The 20,799-nt window shown below is 44.6% G+C and carries 24 protein-coding genes; 23 read left to right on the forward strand and 1 reads right to left on the reverse strand.

The genetic code is table 11. The features are described from left to right. The 12 genes from A3GW_RS11030 to groL form a co-directional block, all read left to right on the forward strand. The coding region (locus A3GW_RS11030) for a TOBE domain-containing protein (protein WP_040798804.1) at window positions 1-309 on the forward strand (309 nt) is incomplete at its 5' end. A gap of 138 nt (window positions 310-447) precedes the next feature. Next, window positions 448-699, forward strand: coding sequence for a hypothetical protein (locus A3GW_RS0108380; protein WP_018368839.1), 252 nt, complete (start codon window positions 448-450; stop codon window positions 697-699). Window positions 700-913: 214 nt separating this feature from the next. Next, window positions 914-1,204, forward strand: coding sequence for a 30S ribosomal protein S6 (rpsF, locus tag A3GW_RS0108385; protein WP_018368840.1), 291 nt, complete (start codon window positions 914-916; stop codon window positions 1,202-1,204). Between the two features lie 11 nt (window positions 1,205-1,215). Then, complete coding sequence (locus A3GW_RS0108390; RefSeq protein WP_018368841.1) at window positions 1,216-1,695, forward strand: single-stranded DNA-binding protein; 480 nt, start codon at window positions 1,216-1,218, stop codon at window positions 1,693-1,695. Between the two features lie 22 nt (window positions 1,696-1,717). Next, a complete protein-coding gene (gene rpsR, locus A3GW_RS0108395; RefSeq protein ID WP_018368842.1) occupies window positions 1,718-1,963 on the forward strand; it encodes a 30S ribosomal protein S18 in 246 nt (81 codons plus the stop codon). A 300-nt stretch (window positions 1,964-2,263) separates the two neighbouring features. Further along, the gene (locus A3GW_RS0108400; protein WP_018368843.1) at window positions 2,264-3,526 is read left to right on the forward strand and encodes an extracellular solute-binding protein; all 1,263 of its coding nucleotides are present in this window, start codon (window positions 2,264-2,266) and stop codon (window positions 3,524-3,526) included. Window positions 3,527-3,652: 126 nt separating this feature from the next. After that, window positions 3,653-5,347, forward strand: coding sequence for a glycoside hydrolase family 13 protein (locus A3GW_RS0108405; protein ID WP_018368844.1), 1,695 nt, complete (start codon window positions 3,653-3,655; stop codon window positions 5,345-5,347). 11 nt (window positions 5,348-5,358) lie between these two features. Then, on the forward strand, window positions 5,359-6,663 hold the full coding sequence (locus A3GW_RS0108410; RefSeq protein ID WP_018368845.1) for a carbohydrate ABC transporter permease: 1,305 nt from the start codon (window positions 5,359-5,361) through the stop codon (window positions 6,661-6,663). Continuing rightward, window positions 6,664-7,521, forward strand: a complete 858-nt coding sequence (locus tag A3GW_RS0108415; RefSeq protein ID WP_018368846.1) for a sugar ABC transporter permease — start codon at window positions 6,664-6,666, stop codon at window positions 7,519-7,521. Between the two features lie 90 nt (window positions 7,522-7,611). Beyond that, window positions 7,612-8,382, forward strand: coding sequence for a hypothetical protein (locus A3GW_RS0108420; protein ID WP_018368847.1), 771 nt, complete (start codon window positions 7,612-7,614; stop codon window positions 8,380-8,382). Window positions 8,383-8,635: 253 nt separating this feature from the next. Continuing rightward, window positions 8,636-8,923 carry a co-chaperone GroES gene (gene groES / locus A3GW_RS0108425; protein ID WP_018368848.1) on the forward strand — a complete coding sequence of 96 codons (288 nt, stop codon included), beginning with the start codon at window positions 8,636-8,638 and terminating at the stop codon, window positions 8,921-8,923. Between the two features lie 14 nt (window positions 8,924-8,937). After that, entirely contained in the window at window positions 8,938-10,560 is a 1,623-nt protein-coding gene (gene groL / locus A3GW_RS0108430; protein WP_018368849.1) for a chaperonin GroEL, read from the forward strand. Between the two features lie 243 nt (window positions 10,561-10,803). Here the strand turns inward: groL and A3GW_RS0108435 are convergent, their stop codons facing one another. After that, complete coding sequence (locus A3GW_RS0108435) at window positions 10,804-11,199, reverse strand: single-stranded DNA-binding protein (RefSeq protein WP_018368850.1); 396 nt, start codon at window positions 11,197-11,199, stop codon at window positions 10,804-10,806. A gap of 76 nt (window positions 11,200-11,275) precedes the next feature. Between A3GW_RS0108435 and A3GW_RS0108440 the strand changes: the two genes are divergently transcribed. From A3GW_RS0108440 to mnmG, 11 genes are all read left to right on the forward strand, one after another. Further along, window positions 11,276-11,989, forward strand: a complete 714-nt coding sequence (locus A3GW_RS0108440; RefSeq protein ID WP_018368851.1) for a class I SAM-dependent methyltransferase — start codon at window positions 11,276-11,278, stop codon at window positions 11,987-11,989. A 59-nt stretch (window positions 11,990-12,048) separates the two neighbouring features. Further along, entirely contained in the window at window positions 12,049-12,846 is a 798-nt protein-coding gene (locus A3GW_RS0108445) for a DUF2785 domain-containing protein (protein ID WP_018368852.1), read from the forward strand. Between the two features lie 12 nt (window positions 12,847-12,858). Further along, window positions 12,859-13,227 (forward strand): HIT family protein, encoded by a 369-nt coding sequence (locus tag A3GW_RS0108450; protein WP_018368853.1) that lies wholly within the window; start codon window positions 12,859-12,861, stop codon window positions 13,225-13,227. Between the two features lie 29 nt (window positions 13,228-13,256). Continuing rightward, window positions 13,257-14,015, forward strand: a complete 759-nt coding sequence (locus tag A3GW_RS11275; protein WP_018368854.1) for a CPBP family intramembrane glutamic endopeptidase — start codon at window positions 13,257-13,259, stop codon at window positions 14,013-14,015. 115 nt (window positions 14,016-14,130) lie between these two features. Continuing rightward, window positions 14,131-15,375, forward strand: coding sequence for a carbohydrate-binding domain-containing protein (locus A3GW_RS0108460; RefSeq protein WP_018368855.1), 1,245 nt, complete (start codon window positions 14,131-14,133; stop codon window positions 15,373-15,375). A 3-nt stretch (window positions 15,376-15,378) separates the two neighbouring features. Further along, complete coding sequence (locus tag A3GW_RS0108465) at window positions 15,379-16,140, forward strand: polyphosphate polymerase domain-containing protein (RefSeq protein WP_083907137.1); 762 nt, start codon at window positions 15,379-15,381, stop codon at window positions 16,138-16,140. Continuing rightward, a complete protein-coding gene (locus A3GW_RS0108470; protein WP_018368857.1) occupies window positions 16,133-16,807 on the forward strand; it encodes a DUF4956 domain-containing protein in 675 nt (224 codons plus the stop codon). The genes A3GW_RS0108465 and A3GW_RS0108470 overlap by 8 nt, the downstream gene beginning before the upstream one ends. A gap of 591 nt (window positions 16,808-17,398) precedes the next feature. Further along, a complete protein-coding gene (locus A3GW_RS0108475) occupies window positions 17,399-17,899 on the forward strand; it encodes a DUF308 domain-containing protein (protein WP_018368858.1) in 501 nt (166 codons plus the stop codon). Window positions 17,900-18,013: 114 nt separating this feature from the next. Next, window positions 18,014-18,481, forward strand: coding sequence for an NUDIX hydrolase (locus tag A3GW_RS0108480; protein ID WP_018368859.1), 468 nt, complete (start codon window positions 18,014-18,016; stop codon window positions 18,479-18,481). Continuing rightward, complete coding sequence (locus A3GW_RS0108485) at window positions 18,471-18,893, forward strand: NUDIX hydrolase (RefSeq protein ID WP_018368860.1); 423 nt, start codon at window positions 18,471-18,473, stop codon at window positions 18,891-18,893. Before A3GW_RS0108480 ends, A3GW_RS0108485 begins: the two co-directional genes overlap by 11 nt. Further along, entirely contained in the window at window positions 18,890-20,797 is a 1,908-nt protein-coding gene (gene mnmG / locus A3GW_RS0108490; protein WP_018368861.1) for a tRNA uridine-5-carboxymethylaminomethyl(34) synthesis enzyme MnmG, read from the forward strand. Before A3GW_RS0108485 ends, mnmG begins: the two co-directional genes overlap by 4 nt. Window positions 20,798-20,799: the final 2 nt, after the last annotated feature.

The following is a 20,799-nucleotide window of genomic DNA, read 5'->3' on the forward strand; positions in this document are numbered from 1 at the left end:
CGTAAGCTTTTGGATGAGAAAGGTTACCAAGGTAAGAAATTGACTTTTGGTATCCGTCCGGAGGACATTTCATCAGATTTGATTAGTCAAGAGAGCTATCCAGATGCTCGTGTACGTGCTGAGGTGGTTATCTCAGAACTCTTGGGAAGTGACTCTGTTCTTTACTGCAAACTGGGTGAGCAGGAGTTCTCTGCACGCGTTTCAGCGACAGATTACTTGGCACCAGGCTCAACCGTCGAGTTAGCACTCAATGTGTCTAAGGGGCATTTCTTTGACCTTGAGACCGGCAAACGGATTCGTAAACTATAAGAAAATGAGCTCAAGAGGTGGGAGTGGCTTACAAAACTCTTAGGTGTCATGTGTGGTTATTCCATACGGTTCTGGTTTTAGTTTTCTTTAATATTGTTACGCTATCATAATACTATCAAAAAAGACAAGGAGAAAGACATGACCTACAGTTACGTAAGAAGCCCATTATCCATTTATTACGCAGCAATTGCACCTATTGTAGATGAATTTGAATCCTTATACAGCAAGCAAGTCTGGCTGGTTGGGGATTGGGCATTAGAGGGGCAACAAGTATTGACATTGTTGTTAAAAGAGAGACCTGAGCTAGGTCGAGATTTGACCAGCTTAAAGCCCATTTTCAAGGAAAAATTTCTTCAGAGACTTGACCGTGTAAGGTCTTATCAACCATAGGAAAGTAGGTCTGGATAGCATGGCGACTGAGACATAGTCACATGCTGTCTCGACCTATTTTTGAACTTAAAAAAGTTTAGGGGAAAATTTACCGGTTATCACGAGTTTTTGCTTGCAAAATTCCAAAAAATGGTTTAGAATAGTTATTTGTGAGTAGACCTCACTTACCTGCGCCAAAGAGTGCAGGTCATTAGACCAAAAGGAGGACATATCAATGGCTAAATACGAAATTCTTTATATCATTCGTCCAAACATTGATGAAGAAGCAAAAAACGCTTTGGTAGCGCGTTTTGACTCAATTTTGACTGACAATGGTGCAACCATCATTGAATCAAAAGCATGGGAAAAACGTCGTCTGGCTTACGAAATCCAAGATTTTCGTGAAGGACTTTACCATATCGTTAACGTTGAAGCAACTGACGCTATCGCTCTGAACGAGTTTGATCGTCTGTCAAAAATCAACGGCGATATTCTTCGTCACATGATTGTGAAACTCGACGCTTAAGTAGGTGACCTATGATTAACAATGTCGTACTCGTTGGTCGGATGACCCGTGATGCTGAACTTCGTTACACCCCGTCAAATGTGGCGACAGCCAGCTTTACTTTGGCTGTTAACCGGACATTTAAAAATCAAGCTGGAGAACGTGAAGCTGATTTTATCAACTGCGTTATCTGGCGTCAGCAAGCTGAAAACCTTGCTAACTGGGCTAAGAAAGGTGCCTTAATCGGCATTACTGGTCGTATCCAGACGCGTTCTTATGACAATGCCCAAGGACAAAGGGTTTATGTAACAGAAGTTGTTGCGGAAAATTTCCAAATGCTGGAAAGCCGTACGGCAAGAGAAGGACAAGGTGGCTATACATCAGCCCCTAGTCAAGGTTTTGGTGGCAACAACTACCAACAACCAGCTCAAACACCTAACTTCGCTAGAGAAGAAGGCCCGTTCGGCGGGTCAAATCCAATGGAAATCTCAGATGATGATTTACCATTCTAAACTGATATAAAGGAGAGAACCTATGGCTCAACCACAACGTCGCGGCGGTGCATTCAAACGCCGTAAAAAAGTTGACTATATCGCAGCTAACAAGATTGAATATGTTGATTACAAAGATACTGAGCTTCTCAGCCGTTTCATCTCAGAACGTGGAAAAATTTTGCCACGTCGTGTGACTGGAACGTCTGCTAAGAACCAACGTAAAGTAACAACAGCAATCAAACGTGCTCGCGTTATGGCCTTGTTACCATTCGTTAACGAAGACTAATGAAAATATCTCAGCTCAGGCTGGGATTTTTCTTTTATCTGTAAAATATGATGCAAAATAGCAGAGCTCAGAACTTGAGCCTTAAACCAAGAAAGTTACTTTTAAATTATACCTCTGGACGAGGACCTGTATACAGTTGCTAGCCAGCACCTCTAATGTTTTTTTGTTAGCGTTTTAGTCGAAATTATTTCTTCCCAAAAAAATGATAAAAACACTTGCAACCGCAATCAGTTTGTGTTATACTACTTATGAACAACGCAAGCGGTTGCGTTTCTAAAAAAATTCAGGAGGTCCAATCAAATGTTGAATTGGAAAAAAATCGCTTTAAGCTCTCTTGGGCTTGCTTCTGCCCTAACTTTAGCGGCTTGTGGCAACTCTTCTTCATCAAACACAGCAGAAAAATCTGCTGAGGGAGAAAAGTCATTGGTTGTTTCTGTAGATACTGGCTATGTTGACTACATTAACAGCATCAAAACCAAATTCGAAGAAGAAAATGGTGTTAAAATCACTGTTAAAGAAGAAGGTATGATTGATACCTTGGATAAATTGGCGACGGATGGCCCAACAGGCGCTGCTCCAGACGTTTTTGTGGCACCTTATGACCGCGTGGGTGGTTTAGGTAACGAAGGTCAACTTGCTGAAGTAACCTTGGGTAACAAAGCTGATTATGATGAAACAGCACAAAACTTGGTTACTTTAGATGGAAAAATCTACGGTGCACCAATGGTTGTTGAATCACTGATTCTTTACTACAACAAAGATTTAATCAAAGAGGCTCCAAAAACATTTGCAGAACTCGAAGAGCTTCAAAAAGATGCCAAATATGCCTTCGCTTCAGAGAATGGTAAATCAGTAGCATTCTTGGCAAACTGGACTAACTTCTACTATGCTTACGGTTTGATTGCTGGTCACGGTGGTTACGTCTTTGGTGACCACGGTACTAAGCCATCAGATATCGGTTTGGACAATGCTGGTACTGTAGAAGGACTTGAGTACGCTAAAAAATGGTATGCTATGTGGCCTCAAGGTATGCAAGATACAACAAAAGCAGGAGACTTCATCACTGAACAATTTACATCAGGTAAAACAGCTGCAATTATTGATGGTCCTTGGGCTGCAGCAGCACTTAAAGAAGCTGGTGTAAACTTCGGAGCTGCTCAAATTCCAACTCTTACCAACGGTGGCAATTACGAAGCCTTCGGTGGTGGTAAAGCTTGGGTTATCTCAAACTACAGCAAAAACATGGATGTTGCTCAAAAATTCCTTGACTATGTCACAAACGAAGAGAACCAAAAATCATTCTACGATGCTACGCAAGAAATTCCTGCTAACACTAAAGCACGCGAATATGCTTCAGCGCAAGGAAATGAGTTGACAAGCGCTGTTATTGCTCAATTCTCAAATGCTCAACCAATGCCAAACATTCCTCAAATGGCAGAAGTTTGGGAACCAGCAGGTACATTGTTCTTTGACGTTGCCTCAGGTAAAAAAGATGCTAAGACAGCCAGCAAAGAAGCTGTAACCTTCATTAAAGAAGCTATCGAGCAAAAATATTCTGAATAAAACCTCAAAAAGCTGATTCAGAACTATTTCTGCTCAGCTTTTTCTCTCCCTATCACTGCCTAAAAGTGATTGATAGGGAGAGAAAAGGCTGAACAGAAAGAATATATATTAGGAAGAAGGAATGGAATGAACAAGGCAGGATTTTTGCATATTCCTGACTCAAGGTATTGTTTTGCAATTTCTGATGACGAAGTTGTCATTCGTTTGCGGGTTGCAAAAGAAGATCAAGAGTTAGAGATTAGCCTAGTTTATGGTGATAAGTACACCTATCACCAACATCAAAAAGAAGTTCCGATACCGTTCAAATGTACTGATGCCATTTATGCTTATTTCGAGATTCGCCTAAAGTTGACAGACGTTCGACTGACCTATGTTTTCAAAGTTCAGGACGGAGACAACTGCTGGTACTACCATGAAAATGGCTTTAGTGAACAGTACGATTTTGCTTATGCGTTTTATAACTGCTTCCAACTGCCGTACATCAATCCAATTGATGTTCATCGTGTGGTTGACTGGGCAGACAGTGCGGTTTTCTATCAGATTTTTGTAGACCGCTTCTACCGTGGTGATGCTGAAAAAAACGATGCCTACATCAATATGGCATGGACAGATAAGCCGCTTCCCAAGAGTTTTGCAGGCGGAGACCTAGAAGGCATTCGACAAAAGTTACACTACCTCAAGGACTTGGGGATAACTACTATTTATCTGACCCCGATTTTTTCATCCATCAGCAATCATAAGTATGATATTCGAGATTATTACGATGTTGACAAACAGTTTGGTAGCAAGTTAAGCCTAAAGCAGTTAATTGATGACAGTCATGACTTGGGGATGAAAATTATCCTTGATGCGGTCTACAATCATTCCAGTGACTTGCTTCCAGAATTTCAAGATGTGATGAACAAGGGGAAGGCTTCGCCATATTTTGACTGGTTTATGATTGACGGTGAAACCGTTGACCAAAAAGCAATCAATTATGAGACATTTGCTGCTTGCTCCTATATGCCAAAGTTTAACACGTCCAATCTTGATGTGCAGGACTACCTCTTGGATGTCACTCTTTACTGGACACGAAAGTTTCAGCTAGATGGTTGGAGACTTGATGTCTCAGATGAAGTATCGCATGATTTCTGGCGTCGCTTTAGAAAAGCAGTGAAAGCCGTCAATCCCAATATCATTATTATCGGTGAAAACTGGCACGATGCTTACCCCTATTTACAAGGGGATCAGTATGATGGCATCATGAATTATGCCTTTACGAAAGCCTGCATTGATTATTTTGCGACAGATACCCTATCATCTCAGGAGATGGCAGAGCGACTCAATCATATTCTCATGCGAAATACCGATCAGGTCAATCGTATGAATTTGAATTTGCTGGACTCTCATGACACGCACCGCTTCTTTACTCAAATCGGTGGGTCAAGAGATAAGTTATTAGCAGCAGTTGCCTTGCTGTTCACCTATGTCGGTATTCCTTGCCTCTACTATGGGACAGAGATTGCCATGGAAGGTGGCTATGATCCTGACTGTCGTCGCTGTTTCAACTGGGATAAGGTGACCCAAGACAACGATTTACTAACACTGTTCAAGAAGATTATTCGCTTGAAGGAGCTACCGGCTCTTCAAAAAGGTGACATCACCATTACAGCTCAGGGCGATGTGCTAAGTATTCGACGACACACACCATCTCAGGTCATTGAATTACTCATTAACAAGGGGCAGGAGCGAGAAATTTCTGTTGGCCAGTTAGTCATCGCTAACGGATTGACCAACACAAACTTAGCAACCCATGGCTTCTTAATTCATCATCTATTGTAGAAAGGGTCATTATGACAAACGATTCACAACATCACAGTCCCCAAAAAGCCATGTGGCTATCCCTCATTTTAGGACTTGGACAACTTTATAACGGTCAAAAAGCAAAAGGATTGATGCTTCTTGGTGTCTTTGCATTAGAAATCCTTGAAATCCTTACCTTTGGGATTCCAGCGATTCAAGGGTTAATCACTCTGGGAACAACGCCTGGTGTTGATCACTCTTTGTTTCTTCTGATCAAAGGATCAATGCAGATTATTTTCTTTATCATCATGCTCTTTATTCATGTGGCAACGATGAGAGATGCGCATTATACTGCTAGACTGGTTCGTGACGGGTTCAAAATCCCGCTCACTGCAAAAGAGACGCTTCATTCTATTTATGAGAACGGTTTTCCTTACTTGCTGACTATTCCAGCTTATCTGGCGATGGCCTTTGCGATTGTCTTTCCTGTTATGGTAACGCTCTTTATAGCCTTTACCAACTACGATTTTAAACATATTCCGCCACAGCGGTTATTGGACTGGATTGGATTTAAAAACTTCATCAATATCGTTCAACTCAGCACCTTTAGAACGGCTTTCTCTGCGGTGTTGAAATGGACCTTTATTTGGACGATTCTGGCGTCAACGCTTCAGATTGTTATTGGGGTAGCGACAGCTATTATTGCTAATCAGCCGTTCATCAAGTTTAAGCGGGTATTTGGGGTTATCTTCTTGCTCCCTTGGGCTGTTCCAGCCTTTATCTCTATCATGAGTTTTGGTAACTTCTTTAACGACTCCATCGGTGCGATGAATGTGCAGGTGTTGCCGTTCTTGGAAAAACTGATTCCTTTTGTTGATTTTGGTCTCATTCCATGGAAAACAGATCCGTTTTGGACAAAAGTAGCTGTCATCATGGTGCAAGGCTGGCTCGGCTTCCCTTACATCTACATTTTAGTCTCAGGGATTCTGCAATCTATTCCGTCTGATTTGTATGAGGCGGCGATTATTGATGGGGCAACGGCTTGGCAGAAATTCTGGAAAATCACCTTACCGATGATTTTAGCGGTTGCTGCGCCGACCTTTATTTCTCAGTATACGTTTAACTTTAATAACTTCTCCATCATCTATCTCTTTAACAACGGTGGACCAGGTAGTGTCGGTGGTGGTGCTGGTGCAACAGATATCTTGATTTCTTGGATTTATAAGTTGACCACTCAAACATCGCCACAATTTTCAATGGCATCTGCGGTGACGTTGATTATCTCAATGATTGTCATTTCTGTGTCACTTATCACCTTTAAAAAATTCAATGCGTTTAATATGGAGGATAGATAGATGGCTTCTAAACAATTTTCAAGCTCTGTCAAACGGAAAAAATTTCTGACACAATTCTTTACCTACGTCTATCTGCTCTTGTTAGCAACGATTATCTTGTTCCCAATCATGGTAACGGTTAGCTCAGCTTTTCGCCCAGGGAATGTGACAGCCTTTACGTTTGATCTAACGAGCAATTTCACGCTTAATAACTTTAGTCGCTTGTTCACTGAGACGCTTTATGGGCGTTGGTACCTCAATACGATTATCGTGGCCTTTTTCACCATGATTATTCAAGTGACGGTTATCACCCTGACAGGGTATGCGTATAGTCGTTATAACTTTTACGGCAAGAAAAAAAGTTTATTGTTCTTCTTAGTGATTCAAATGGTGCCAACCATGGCCGCTCTGACTGCCTACTTTGTTATGGCCTGGCTCTTCAACGCTCTTAACCAGTATTGGTTCTTAATTCTCATCTATGTCGGTGGTGGTATCCCGATGAATGCTTGGCTGATGAAAGGCTACTTTGATACGGTACCGTATGACTTGGACGAATCTGCTAAACTCGACGGCGCAGGACATTTGCGGATTTTGTGGCAAATTGTTCTTCCCCTCGTCAAGCCAATGATTGCCGTTCAGGCACTTTGGGCCTTTATGGGACCGTTTGGAGATTTCATGCTCGCTAAGTTCTTGCTTCGCTCACAAGAATACTATACTGTTGCGGTTGGGCTTCAGACCTTTATCTCTGATGCCAAGAACCAACGTGTCACACTTTTTGCAGCGGGAGCTATTTTGATTGCTGTGCCAATCTCAATCCTCTTCTTCATGCTGCAGAAAAACTTTGTGTCTGGTTTGACAAAAGGTGGGACAAAAGGATAGAATAAGAGAAGGTTTAATAACATCTCAAATCAGTTTAAGAGTGGCGGCAAGAGATCTTGTCCCACTCTTTCTACGAAAGGAGCTACATGGATGCGCTATCCGATGTCTTATTTTTCAAGCTTGCTATCGCCTAGGCGGGTATTTGCCCAGAGAACCTCTCTTACGGTCTGGCAGGCTATTTTGACCACCATTTTCTTGATGTCACTTTTATTTATTCCTGTTTCTCTACAAGTTGGGCAAATGGAGAGTTATCCCCTGGAACGGGTGGTTAGTGGCATTTATGAGCCTTTAAACAAAGAGGTTATTGCTCATCTGCAAACGGGAAACTTAAGAGATGGTGAGTTGATGGTTGAGGAAGCGAGCTTTCCCCAAGTGACTTTTGGTGATAAGGCACCAGAAGAGACAGGGGTGAGCTACCATTTTGGCAAGCAACAGTTAGAACTCGTTAAAGATAAGATTGATGTCGTCACTGTGCCCTACCAACAGCTCAGTCAGCAAGACATTTCCTCAAAAGAGGCGCTGTCAGCAGCAATCTCTAACCACTGGTTTACGAGCAATCGTTTTGGTGTCAGTCTTTTTCTGATTAGTAGTTCTTGCTTGATTTTAGGGACGAACTTTATCTTTTTGGTGCTTGGTGCGAGTGGCATTCTTTTTTTGGCTTCCCTGACCAAATGGTTTGATATCAAGGGGTTCAAACAAGCTTATAATCTGACCTTAACCTGCCTCGGTCTGCCAACTTTACTGGCCTTTGGGTTTGGGTTAACCGGTCAGGAATTGCCAACCATCATCATGACGCAAAATATCCTCTTTGTGTTGGCTGTGGTTTTTGTATTTTTCAAAACTCGTTTTAGAGATGCTTAGGTGAAAGGTGAAATTCTAACGTCGGCAAAGTCGATAAGAGCTGCCCAAAGTATGGCGTTTGACGTCGTTAACCATAATAAAAAGGAGAGGCTAGGACGGTTGTCTTAGTCTCTATTGGTTTTTGTTCAGCAACTTTTTTTCTTGACTATTTCTGACCAAGTGGTAGAATAGAGGGTAGCATTAGCACTCGATGGAACAGAGTGCTAAAAACAGGGCTGGGCTCTGCTATTACCCTAAAAATGGAGGAAAAATCATGTTAAAACCATTAGGTGACCGCGTGTTGGTGCGCGTTGCAAAAGAAGAGGAACAGACGGTTGGCGGCTTTGTGCTAGCAGGTGCCAGCCGGGAAGCGACCAAGACCGCCCAAGTCTTGGCTGTCGGTGAGGGCATTCGGACGCTGACGGGTGAGTTGGTGTCTCCAAGTGTCACCGTTAATCAGACAGTTCTGGTTGATCGCTCAGCTGGTCTTGCGGTCAAGCACGAGGGTGAAGAGCTACTCATTGTGCGTGAAGCAGACATCGTCGCCATTGTTGAAGCATAGGGAGGAAAGTGATCATGGCAAAAGATATTAAATTTTCAGCAGATGCTCGTGAGAGCATGGTGCGTGGGGTGGACATCCTCGCTAATACAGTTAAAGTAACCCTTGGCCCTAAAGGGCGTAATGTTGTGCTTGAAAAAGCTTTTGGTTCACCGCTCATCACTAACGATGGGGTAACCATCGCTAAAGAAATTGAGCTGGAAGATCATTTTGAAAACATGGGGGCAAAGCTGGTGTCAGAAGTGGCTTCAAAAACCAACGACATCGCTGGGGATGGGACCACAACGGCGACCGTTTTGACCCAAGCTATCGTTCGTGAAGGCCTGAAAAACGTCACAGCCGGTGCTAACCCAATCGGTATCCGTCGCGGGATTGAAGCTGCGGTCAATGTTGCTGTGACAGAACTTAAACATCAAGCTCAAGCAGTTGCAAATAAAGAAGAAATCGCTCAGGTGGCAGCAGTGTCCTCACGTTCTGAAAAGGTTGGTGAGTATATCTCAGAAGCCATGGAGAAGGTCGGTCGTGATGGGGTCATCACTATCGAAGAGTCTCGCGGAATGGAGACCGAACTCGAAGTGGTTGAAGGCATGCAGTTTGACCGGGGTTACCTGTCCCAGTACATGGTAACGGACAATGAAAAAATGGTTGCTGACCTAGACAACCCATTTATCCTCATCACGGATAAGAAAATCTCAAACATTCAGGACATTCTTCCACTCTTAGAAGAGATTCTCAAGACCAACCGTCCTCTCCTCATTATTGCTGATGATGTGGACGGTGAAGCCTTGCCAACCTTGGTGCTCAACAAAATCCGTGGCACCTTCAATGTAGTTGCCGTCAAGGCTCCTGGCTTCGGTGACCGTCGTAAGGCCATGCTAGAAGACATCGCTATCTTGACAGGTGGAACAGTTATCACTGATGATTTGGGACTTGACCTCAAAGATGCCAGCATGGCTGCCCTCGGTCAAGCGGTTAAGGTCTCTGTCGATAAGGATAGCACAGTCATTGTCGAGGGGGCTGGTGACACGTCAGCTATTGCTAATCGCATTAACATCATTAAGTCTCAAATCGAAACAACGACCTCTGAATTTGATCGCGAAAAACTTCAAGAACGGTTGGCTAAGCTCTCTGGTGGTGTCGCTGTGATCAAGGTCGGTGCGGCGACTGAGACTGAGCTCAAGGAGATGAAACTCCGCATTGAGGATGCACTCAATGCGACCCGTGCTGCTGTTGAAGAAGGCATCGTTGCTGGTGGTGGTACTGCTCTGGTAAACGTTATCTCAGCCGTGGCGGCTCTAGATTTGACAGGTGACGAAGCAACTGGTCGCAACATCGTCCAGCGTGCGCTGGAAGAACCTGTTCGCCAGATTGCTCTCAACGCTGGTTTTGAGGGGTCTGTTGTCATCGATAAGTTAAAAAATAGCCCAGCTGGTCACGGCTTTAATGCTGCAACTGGTGAATGGGTAGATATGCTAGAAGCCGGCATTATCGACCCTGTGAAGGTAACTCGTTCGGCTCTACAAAATGCGGCGTCAGTAGCTGGCCTCATCTTGACTACTGAAGCTGTTGTGGCTAACAAGCCAGAACCAAAACCAGCTGCCCCAGCTATGGATCCAGGCATGATGGGCGGCATGATGTAAGGCAACTAGGTTGAGCAAACCTTTCGTCTGATAGATAAAACGAGCAAGATTGGTGTTCTGCTGTCCAGAACCCTGTCTTGCCCGTTTTTTTGTGATGATTCATTTGATGTTAACTAAGAGAAGCTTATCCCTAACTGATGATTATGTTTTACTGATTTCCCCTCACCAATTCAGCCACCAAGGGAGATTGCTTTCTGGGCGGGTCGGACGGGGACAAGGGGTGCTATGAGGATAAACATCCTTTCAGAAGGGCAGTTCTTCCTCCTCCAAGACGAGGTCTGCCAAGTCTTGCCCGACATTATTTTCTCTGATGGCACGTTGAGCACGGCTTTCTAAGAGTTGGAAACTGTGCCCCAGCACCTCAGTGATATAGCGGGTTGAACCATTTTTGTCATATTTTCGAGTACGCAGTTCACCATCAATCGAGACGAGAGTACCTTTGCCACCGTAACTGGCTAGGGTCTCAGCTTGACGTCCCCAGAAGACAACGTTGATGAAGTCTGCGCTACGCTCCCCATTTTGGGACTTGAACCGCCTGTTGACGGCAAGCGACACCCGTGTGACCGATTTATCGTTAGGTGTTTTGATCATTTCTGGCACGGCAGTCAATCTGCCAATTAAAACAACTTTATTATACATATCGTTTCCTCCTAATAGGGTATTCGTAAAAGGGTTGAAAAAATGATATAATTATCAAAAAAAGGAGAAAAAAGTGATGGACATTGCGCATTATCGCCAGACCCTTGAGCAACCCTGGGGAAAAATTTTTTATCAGGTGTTATTTGACCAATTAAAGGAAGTTAAAGGAAAACGTATCTTGGATTTTGGGGCAGGGTTTTGTTTGACAGCTGATTTCCTCAGTCAAAACAATACGGTTGTGGCTGTTGACCCGTCAGCTGAGATGCTCTATCATCAGAAACACCCAAACTTATCCAAATATCACGGCTCAATCGACCAACTTGACCAGTTTCCAGATGCCAGTTTTGATGTCATCATCTGCCACAATGTCTTGGAATATGTTGCAATGGAAGATTATCCGACCTACTTGACTGCCTTTCATCGCTTGCTGACACCGTCAGGTCAGTTGTCTATCGTCAAGCATCACCGTGCTGGGAAAGTGATGCAGGCTGTCGTTTTTAACCATCAGATTGACACGGCAATGGACTTGCTGGCTGGGGCTGATTATCATAGCCCATCATTCAATCAGGGGAGGTGTTATGACATGGCAGAACTGGTTCAGTCAGGACAGTTTAGAATCGAACGTTATCAGGGGATTAGAACCTTTTATGCCCTACAGCCAAATGAGATTAAGTCGGAGATGGGCTGGTTGGAAGACATGACCAGAATGGAGTTAGCAGTTTGCGATCACAGTCCTTATCGTGATATTAGCTTTTTTCATCATATTTGGCTAGAAAAAGTAACAACCTAAGATCCTTACCGAAAGACCTTAGAAAGTTTTCTTGACTTAAAATAGAAAGGTTAACACAAATGATCAAACAATTACAGGAAAAACTAAATCAATCGCACCCCTATACCAGTGAGGAACTGGCGTGGTTACTCGATCATATTGGTGATCCTGACCCAGCTGTCCGTGACAATCTGGTTTATCTCAGCTTTTGTCATGCCTTGCTTGATGGTCTTGTTGATGAGGTACAGTTGGCTAGTTTGCTCGATGAGACGCTAACAAGGCAGCTACAGACAACTGGTCTAGGGACTTGTGATGAGCGTACCCTAACCAGATCATTCACTAGCCTATTGCATACTCTATTGCTTTATGTGGATGGTCAGGAGGGGCACCCTTATCGTGGGTGGATGAGGGCGTCTCAGAGAGAGATGTTATGGCAACTGGTCTTAGATTACCTGCCAGCTGAGCGTGACATCAGAGGTTATGATAGCGTTTATGGATGGGTTCATGCTATTGCACACGGGGCAGATTTTTTACAAGCGGTAGCTTGTCATCCCCAGTTTCCCTTAAACCGTCTAACTGATGTTTGGGAGGTGATCAGAGCTGTTTTACTGGAAGTTGAAACAACTTTCTCGGCAGGTGAGAGTAGTCGTTTAGCGGCAGTCCTTCTCCAACTGCTTGCTCAGGAGCGGCTCACTCAGGACCAAGTAGCGATGTGGTTAAGTGACCTGCAGGTATCTGGAGATGAGCCCAGCGATTATGCTAAACAACTCAATAGCCAGGCCTTTTTATCGGTGTTATATTTCCAATTAGAAAAAGAGGGGGTGTTAGGCACGACCCTCAAGCAGGCGCTGTTGAACCACCCTCATTTGCTAGCGTGAAAGGAGTGAAAAATGTCCGTTTCTTGCTTGTTTTGTAGTGACTTGCCTTTTATATTAGAAAATAATCTAGCTGGCGCCTTTTACGATAAACACCCTGTCAATCAGGGGCATTTACTGATTATTCCCAAGCACCATGTGGAGGATTATTTTGGGTTGACATCAGCAGAAAAACAGGCCATTGATGACCTCTTGCAGTTGGGTAAGGAAATGCTAGATAGGCGTTATCAGCCAGATGGTTACAATGTCGGTGCCAACTGCGGTGTGGTTGCCGGTCAGACCATTTTTCACTGCCATATCCATCTGATTCCTCGTTACAAGGGGGATACGCCAAAGCCAAAAGGCGGTGTCAGAGGCGTCATTCCAGAACGGCAAGCCTACTAAGTTACAATTTAAAAAGAAAGGTATTGAAAATGAAGGCATTACATCGTTCCCCATTTTTGGTGGCAACTGGTTTGGGAGTTCTTTTAATAGTAACCTTGTTTCTTTTGAAACTCTTAGTTTCAGGGATTCCCTATCCATTAATCAGGCAACTTTTGCAAGGTCTTGGGCTAGTGACCTTATTTTACTGGATAAATAAGGCATTTTTAGAGGTTACAGTCACTTTTTACAATAAAAGGTTAACCTTACTTTCCCAACTCATCACCTTGACACCGCTTTGGCTCTATATGTTATGGGCAAATTTTCCTCTACTTTTTGAATTACAACCAGATCACATTTTTCCTGCCTTTGTAGCCAGTCTCAATGCTGGTTTTACTGAAGAGTACTTGATAAGAGGGCTTATTCTCGGCTATTTGCTCCGCTTTAGCCAGAAAAAGGCTAGTTACTTATGGCTGAGCTTGCTCTTATCTTCCATTATTTTTGGTGTACTGCATGCGCCAAATTTCTTAGTGCAACCCTTTGAATTTACCATTTACCAGATTATCGCCTCAGGGCTATCAGGACTATTTGATGGTGCCATCTATTTAAGAACCAAATCCTTGATTTGGGTTATTTTTGCCCACTTCTTACAAGATTTTGCCGCCCTTGGCAGCCAAGGACTAGAAGAAGCTGTCCATCAGACGGTTCAATGGCCTGTTTTAGGGATGATGCTATTGGTTTACGGTGGACTGACATTGATTCTCTTACGATCTAAAAGGATTTGTTCTGTTTTTGAACATGATTGGACTTGACCTTCCAACAACTCCAGAAAGGAGTTGTTTTTTTATTTAAGATAATTTTCAGAATATTTTTAGGAATGTTTTAGAAAAAGCGCCTATACTTTGTCTCAGAAAGAAGGTAATACTTATGAAAACAAAAATGATACTTCCAACCCTCCTTACGGTACTAACCTTAGCAGCTTGCCAAGCTAAATCTGAAACGGGTGCGACGGTGTCGTCACAGACAACTGTAGCGACCAGTTCTAACCAAGCGACGGTAACAGCAACTTCTACGACGACTGGCAACACGACCTATTTCTCTGAAAAAGACCTGGACGCCAGCTACGATGCAGCGACAGCTAGTACCATCCAGCTCAATGGCTCTTCGGCGACGGTCACAGGAACTGGCGTGTCTGTATCAGGTTCTGTGGTGAAGATTACGCAGGCGGGCACTTACATCGTCTCAGGCTCTAGCCAAGGCGTTCAACTGTTGGTTGAAGCAGCAGACACAGATGATGTCCAAATCGTTCTCAACGGTGTGACCATGACAGGAACAGATGCCCTCATCGCTGCCACTTCTGCGGACAATGTCTACCTGACCCTAGCTGATGGCACGCACAATAAACTAGCCGATTCTGCCAATCGGACGGCAACAGACTACAGCGCAGCCATTTACAGCAAAAAAGACCTAACCATCAACGGAACAGGTAGTCTCGAAGTCGAGGGCAACTACAACAATGCCATCAAGTCGAATGACGACCTGAAAATTGCGGGTGGAACCTACACCATAACAGCCGTTAAACATGCCCTGTCAGCCAATGATGCGCTGAATATCACTGGAGCGACCATGACCCTAACGGCGACAGAAGATGCCATTCACTCGGACAATGACGAGGACACTAGCCTCGGTAATCTCTATATCGAAAATAGCAAGCTCACCATCACGGCTGGTGACGACGCCATCCATGCGACCAATGAACTGGTCATCGACAGCGGCACCATCGACATCCAGTCCAGCACAGAAGGGATCGAAGGGAAGGTTATCACCATCAACGGCGGCACGATTGCCCTTAATGCGACGGATGACGGCATCAATGCGACCGACTGGACCAAGTCATCTGATAGCATGATGGTCATGGATGGGGTCAGCCTGACCATCAACGGTGGCGACATTACGATAAATATGGCTGCTGGCGATACTGATGCCATCGATTCCAATGGCGATTTGACCATAACAGGAGGCAATCTCACCATTACAGGACAGTCTGCCTTTGACTTTGACGGCACAGTGACCCATACTGGTGGCACAATTACCGTCAACGGTCAGCAGATGACTGACATCACCAACTCCATGATGATGGGTGGACCTGGTGGCGGTATGCCAAGACGCTAAACGATGACCAATCTAAGAGAGGACCATAACATGACCAAACGCATTCACCAAAAAGAGTTTAAGCGGGTAGAAACCAAATATTTAGTGAGCCTAGCTCAGTTGCCCCACTTGCTGTCAGACTTGGGCGAGTACATGGAGGCAGATGATTTTGCCCAATCCACCATCACAAGCCTCTACTTTGATACGGAGCATTTTGATATGGTTCAAGATTCGTTGGCCAAAAAATACGGCAAGGAAAAGCTTCGTTTGAGGACTTATGACAGGAATGGCGATTTAGAGGCACCAGCATTTTTAGAAATCAAGCAAAAAATAGATGGTGTTGGCTACAAATATCGGATCAAAACCAGTCCCAAACAGGCAGGTCTGCTAGCGGCAGGTGACATGGAAAATCATACTGAAGATAAACGGTTGCTGGCTCAGCTGGAAACATTGCAACAGAGATACGGCACGATTAAACCGCGGATGTTAATTTCCTACAAGCGTCTATCATTCAAAGGTAAGGACAATCCGTCAATCCGTGTCACGCTAGACACGAGCATCACCTATGCTCTGGTCAACGACCTTGTCCTGACGAGTTCGATGGCTTTGCCACTTTTACCAGAGCAACAACTGATTATGGAGATTAAGGTCAGTGACCAGCTGCCTGCTTGGCTGGAGAATATCCTGAACCAGTACAATCTTGACAAAGTATCATTTTCTAAATATGGTCAGGCTTATACCCTGTACCAATCCAAAATGTTAGAGAGGGAGGCACATTATGCTTAATCAACTGTTTCAAAGTGTCATCAGTCAGTCAACGGTGTCAACATCGGGTTGGGGCTTGGTGTTGAGCCTTCTGACCAGTATGGTTTTGGGTTTCGCCTTAGCTTATCTCTACCAGCATAAAACGACTTATTCTCGTGATTTTGCGATGATGTTGGTGGTTTTGCCGACCTTGATTGCTGTGATTATTGTTTTGGTCAATGGCAATCTTGGGACATCTGTGGCTGTGGCAGGCGCTTTCAGTTTGATTAAGTTTCGTTCGCCAGCTAGCTCCAGTAAAGAGTTGTTGCTGGTCTTGATGGCAACAGCTGTGGGACTAGCAACAGGGATGGGCTACCTGTTCCTCGCCTTGTGGATGACACTGTTGGTCGGCGGGGTCATGATTCTGCTAGAAAAAACACGCTTTGCCAGTAAGACAAGGGACTGGCAGGAACTGACCATCAGCCTGCCTCAGGGAGCGACTCCTCGGCTTTTACTAGAGCGTTTTATAGCAGAGTTAGGCACTGATGTCGTTCTTGAAAAAGCCAAAGTCAACCAAAATCGTCTAGAAGTCACTTATCGTGTGATGCTTCCTTGGTCTGAAGAAACCTGGCTTCAACGCCTATCTACCTTAGACTCAGATTGGGTCGTTAGCTTATCGCGCACAACCAAGAAGAAAAAAAGTCTTTAGACAGTCGTGTGTATCAAAAACCATTGGTTGAGATGATCAAAAGAGTGTATTCATACAAATACTTGGAGGAACTCTATTTTTGGCTTTTTTATTCAGCACTAGCACGCTTCCTAGAAATTATTGTATCCAAAAGAGGGGAGTCAATCTGTCATTATCAGAGTGTGGTGAGTTGTAACTCTGTACTTTACGAATAGCCCTGACAGCTATCTTTAGGCTGTTAGGGCTATTTAGAACATAGAATTAGCGCATTCGCTACCTAGCAACCGAATGGTTATACACCTAAAAGCAACTGACGCTAAGGAGCGATTGAACGACTTAGAAGTAACTGACGGACTCTCAAGTCAAAAGGTAGTGCCAATCACTACGCTTTTACTTCAATGATAATAAAAAGGTTCCAAAGGATTTGAAAAATACATTTAAAGTAAATTTGACATCAGCACGTTCTTTATGCGTATGGGTATGAAAGTATTCTGCTGTGTTGGTTTGACAAATTACTATTGTTCTGCTAAACTATAGTTAGCAAGATTATGGAGGTAGTACTAATTAACCTACCATATGATGGCATAATCATTAAAAAAGGAGCAAATATTCATGCGCTTGATAAACTTTTTAACAGGGTTATTTTACCTTATCATTGGGCTATTTATGTGGAATAACCCGGCAGACACTATCTTATCTTACTCTCTGATTTGGGGGATGACTTATATAGCCGGAGCATTAGTTGGTTTGTTCTACTGTCTGTATCATAACATTCGTCCCATTCCCTACGCTACAATAGCAGTCTCACTTTTATTTGGTATTTTTATCCTAACGATGCCAATCTTATCTATGGGAATGATGTTGTGGTTGTTCGTGCTATCTTTCTTATCGTTGGCAGGTTATTACCTCTATACGGGCATTAAAGCAAGAGGAGGACTCTTGAATCTCCTTCAAATTGCTCTGGCAGTTATTGGGTTATTGTTCGGTGTAATCATGATTTTTAATCCAATTATTGGTTTCACAACGATGGCCAAGGTTTTAGCTGTAGGAGTATTGTTAAATGGTTTTTCTTATATCCTTTATGCTATAAAATTTTCTGGAAAAATCAATTAGAAAACAAACGAATATAATCAAAACAATGAAAGTCAAAGCTCATTGTCTTGTCCGCCTTTTTTGGCGTGCAATGATGAACTAGCTTTGGCTTTTTCTGACGACTGGAGGTGACCCATGGATTTTAGAACAACAATAGACCATAAGACGTTCGGCGTTCGAGCAACAGCGCTGTTGGTTAGGGGAAATCAGATTTATCTCGCCAGATCGCCTGCTGGACAATATTACTGCATTGGTGGTGCGATTACTGTCGGTGAAACGACTGAGGACGCTGTCCGACGTGAGGTGCGTGAGGAGGTTGGCTGTGATAGTCAGGTTGATGAACTCGCCTTTGTCGTTGAGAACCACTTTGAGCTGGACGGTCGGATTTTTCATCAGATCGAGTTTCACTATTTGGTCACGCCACTGTCTGAACCTAACGTCAGCATTGTGGAAGGGGGCAGTCAGCGCCAGTGTGAATGGGTCAGTTTTGACGACCTTGAGGCACTTGACTTCAACCCCGCTTTTCTAAAGACCGCTCTCAAAAACTGGGATGGTCAGGTCAAGCATGTGGTGAATATGGAGGGAATATCAAATGAGCGTTAGGTTAATCGCCCATGTGTTCGTGACGGTTGATGATGAGGTACTTATCATTCAACGCTCTGCTATTAAGCGAGGAAAAGACAATGTCTATCCAAGGTTTTGGGATATTCCAGGTGGCAGTGTTGAAGAAGGTGAACTACCAAGAGATGCTGCTATTAGAGAGTGTGCCGAAGAGATTGGGCTAGTCCTGAACGAACCAAATTTGACCATTATTCATGAAGATAGCCAGTTTGACCATGACAAGCAAACCGTATTTACACGGCTAGTTTATCATTATCATTTGACTGAAAAACCAGCAGTTATAAGACTTGATCCAGAAGAACATACCGATTTCTTTTGGTTGAAAAAAGAGGAGGTACAGACCAAAAAATTGGTGCCCTACCTAGAAAGGATTTTAGAAAAAAGAAAACCATGACACATTACTTTACAGAACACTACGATGTTATCGTTATTGGGGCTGGTCACGCTGGGGTCGAGGCGAGTCTGGCTGCCAGCCGTATGGGGGCTAAGACCCTCCTTGCCACCCTCAATGTTGATATGTTGGCCTTTATGCCCTGCAACCCGTCTGTTGGCGGCTCTGCAAAGGGCATTGTCGTTCGAGAGATTGACGCTCTGGGGGGCGAGATGGGGCGCAACATCGACAAGTCCTATATCCAGATGAAGATGCTTAACACCGGCAAAGGCCCTGCTGTCCGTGCGCTTCGTGCTCAGGCAGACAAGGCGCTCTACGCCCAGCTGATGAAGCAAACCGTTGAGCGCCAAGAGAATCTCACGCTTCGCCAGTCCGAGATTGCCGAGGTTTTAGTGGACAATGGGCAGGTCATCGGTGTGAAGACAGCGACTGGACAGGCCTTTTCGGCAGCAGCGGTCGTTGTTACCACAGGGACAGCCCTGCGGGGGGAAATCATCATCGGAGACCTCAAGTATTCCTCTGGTCCAAATAACAGCTTAGCGTCTGTCAAGCTGGCGGACAACCTCAAAGAGCTAGGACTAGAAATTGGACGCTTCAAGACAGGAACGCCGCCGCGTATCAAGGCGTCTTCTATCGACTACTCGGTGACCGAAATCCAGCCGGGCGATGATAAGCCCAATCACTTCTCCTTCCTGTCCAAGGACGAGGACTATGTGACCGACCAAGTGCCTTGCTGGCTGACCTATACCAATGAGACCAGCCACCAGATTATCAATGACAACCTCCACAGAGCTCCGATGTTTTCGGGGGTAGTCAAGGGCGTTGGACCTCGCTACTGCCCATCCATTGAGGATAAGATTGTTCGCTTTGCCGACAAGGAACGCCACCAGCTCTTCCTTGAGCCAGAAGGCCGAAACACGGAAGAAATCTACGTTCAAGGGCTGTCTACCAGCCTACCTGAAGATGTTCAAAAAGAACTGCTCCACTCCATCAAGGGCTTAGAAAATGCGGAAATGATGCGGACAGGCTATGCCATCGAGTACGACATTGTCCTGCCTCACCAGCTCCGTGCGACCTTGGAAACCAAGTCCATCAGCGGTCTTTTCACAGCAGGTCAGACCAATGGCACATCGGGTTATGAAGAAGCCGCTGGACAGGGCTTGATAGCAGGGATTAACGCGGCACTCAAGGTTCAGGGCCAGCCTGAGCTGATTTTGGGACGGAGTGATGGCTATATCGGGGTCATGATTGATGACCTCGTGACCAAGGGGACGCTGGAGCCTTACCGTCTCTTGACCTCACGGGCAGAGTATCGCCTCATTCTCCGCCATGACAATGCCGACATGCGATTGACACCGATCGGCCGCAAAGTTGGACTGGTAGCCGATGACCGCTGGGCCATTTTCCAAGAAAAGAAAGACCAGTTTGACCGTGAGATGGCACGTCTTGCCAGCATCAAGCTCAAACCCGTCAAGGAGACCAATGAGCAGGTTCAAGCCCTTGGTTTCAAGCCCTTGACCGATGCCATGACGGCTAAGGATTTCATGCGCCGACCTGAGATTGACTATGCTGTGGTGACCCAGTTTGTCGGTGAAGCGGCGGAGCCACTGGATAGTAAGGTAATCGAGCTGATTGAAACCGAGATTAAGTACGAGGGTTATATCGCTAAAGCGCTTGATCAGGTGGACAAGATGAAGCGCATGGAAGAAAAGCGGATTCCAGCTGACATTGACTGGGATGACATCGACTCTATTGCTACCGAAGCCCGTCAGAAGTTTAAGAAAATCAATCCTGAAACCATCGGACAGGCTAGTCGGATTTCAGGGGTCAACCCAGCTGATATTTCTATCCTGATGGTTTATCTGGAGGGCAAAGGGCGGTCGATTGCTAAGAACAAGCAGGGCTAACC

Origin of the sequence: Streptococcus entericus DSM 14446 (assembly GCF_000380025.1) — a bacterium.
In the GTDB taxonomy this organism is placed as follows: Bacteria; Bacillota; Bacilli; order Lactobacillales; family Streptococcaceae; genus Streptococcus; species Streptococcus entericus.